Here is a 2,018-nt window from a genome sequence, read left to right on the forward strand (position 1 = left end):
GAGTCGTGATCTGTCTCTCCGACAACGACCTTCTTATACATCTTGCCGCCTGGAACTTACTCTCTGAGTTCCAGGCATTGCTTCAGGATAAGTTCAGCATCACCGCATCAGACATCTATGTACTTGATAGTTTCGTTCGTCAACTCCAAACAAATAAGAAATGGGAATCCCAATATGGGCAAAATGTGTTGGGACGAGCTGAGCGATTTTGCACGTCGCTACCTCGTGTCTATTCTCTACCTTACGACCGCCCAACCGTTATAGCCCTGAGCGAAGTGGATGACATTGACGAAGGTGAGGCAGTCCTGATTGCCGTCGCACTCCAGCACCCAGACAGCATGATTCTCACTAACGAGCTACGTTTTCTCGGTGCGTTGGCCTCAGGTGATCCCGTTTGTGTTCCCTATTGTGCGGCACTTCAGGGGCGGATTTTACACCTACGCCAGATTGTCGAGGAGCTTCTGGAGCAGAAGGGTTTCCGGCACCTGGAATCCTGTATCAAACCTCGGTCCAACAGTGACACTCGTATCTTTCGGGCTTTTCAGGGAAGCGCCGATGCTGCTCGTAGTGCAATGCGTGAGGCGGTTAGAGAAGTGGAACGTCTCGGACCCGGTTTGCTAATACCCTTGAGGGAAGACACTTGGTCTTAGCGGATTTTCCAGACCTCACGGGAGCGTGGGGAGCCATGCGAGCAGATCGCGATGCTCATATGCCATCAAGCATCTGGAACTACGTTCGCGAGAACCCGGAAGCTGCCGAGGTTGAGGAGATTCTGTTCCGGCATCTGACACGTTGCTCTTGGTGTCGCAATACCCTGTGGCAAAGTCTACTGATCAACCGAGTCACAGTAGACCACCCACTCTACTTGCTCCTTGAGGACGCAGAAACGTGGGAACGAGAAAACCGTATCGCTCTCGCAGCTCGTGACGCCGCACGGCAACATCTTCATGAAAACGGGGCCGTGCTCATCTTCGCTCGGGACGGGAAGCTACTGGCCCAGCAACCTAATGGCTCCATTGTTGAACTGGGCAGTATTCGAGAGGGAGAGCAGAGTCCATCTGCGAGTCGCTAATGCAGGATCAAGAAGAAGAACTAGAGATTATCCCGATTGCGGATGAGCCCCCCATCGAGAAGAAGATTCGGATACTGGAGTCCTCTCCCGGCCATCGAGCCATCCGTGAGGAGCTCCAGGCAAAGGTCGCTCGTGACCTGCTTGGCCCCGCGCAAGGCCCTGAGGAAGAAATCTCGGATGACGAGGCCCAGAACGTCCGGGATCGGTACATACTTGGGATTCTTGCGCCGCGTCACCGGGTAGAGAAAGAGCAGAACACCTCAAACTTCGATGAGCTAGCACAAGATGGTGGGGCGGATGGCGACGACGGCTCACCCGACACCGGAACACCACAGAAGGGAACCATGTTCCCTTCCTCACTCGGTCTGACGTTTCATGTGGATGGCGAAGTAAGCACCATTGCTGTCTGCGCTGCCTGGGGGCGCTATGAGCGTGTTGACTCTCAAATCCTGACCAACGACAAAGGTAACCCACAGAAGGTCTGGCGGCGCGTTCCTGTCCAGAACACGATTCATCTCAATCTTCAAAAGGGTCGTATTGAGCCGTGGGCACCCGATGAGGAGTACCCCGAGGTTCGCGTCCAGGGCGTGGTGCGCCGTAAAGACGGTGAGCGCGACTGGACCGTCACCCTTTTCTTGGTCAATGGGCAGCGCGAGCCCAAGGAAGGCCGTGATCGGGTTTGGCTGTTTCAGGCCGAACTCTCTGTCACTGCGCCCGGTGGGGCGGGCATCTTTGTCGCCCGTGAGACTCGGCGTATCCAAGGCAAGCTCGATGAGGAGGTCTATCGTGAGATCAAAGCCCTGGAGATGCTCTATCGCCAGCGTGAAGAGTTCGCAGTAGGCCACGGCACCGCCGTTCATGCGGACGTAGATCCGACAAATCTTCACCGCGCCTCGCGCGTTGCCACAAACGCACTCCCAACCTTTGAGGTCGCTCCCGTCGAGCC

General features: G+C 55.7%; 1 protein-coding gene and 1 pseudogene. Both read left to right on the forward strand.

Annotated features, from left to right (window positions below; genetic code table 11):
- The coding region (locus ACH2EH_RS06420) for a hypothetical protein (protein WP_395140035.1) at nucleotides 1–650 on the forward strand (650 nt) is incomplete at its 5' end.
- A 421-nt stretch (nucleotides 651–1,071) separates the two neighbouring features.
- Nucleotides 1,072–2,018, forward strand: a pseudogene (locus tag ACH2EH_RS06425) (helicase); the annotation flags it as partial.

This window comes from Armatimonas sp. (assembly GCF_043760365.1).
In the GTDB taxonomy this organism is placed as follows: Bacteria; Armatimonadota; Armatimonadia; order Armatimonadales; family Armatimonadaceae; genus Armatimonas.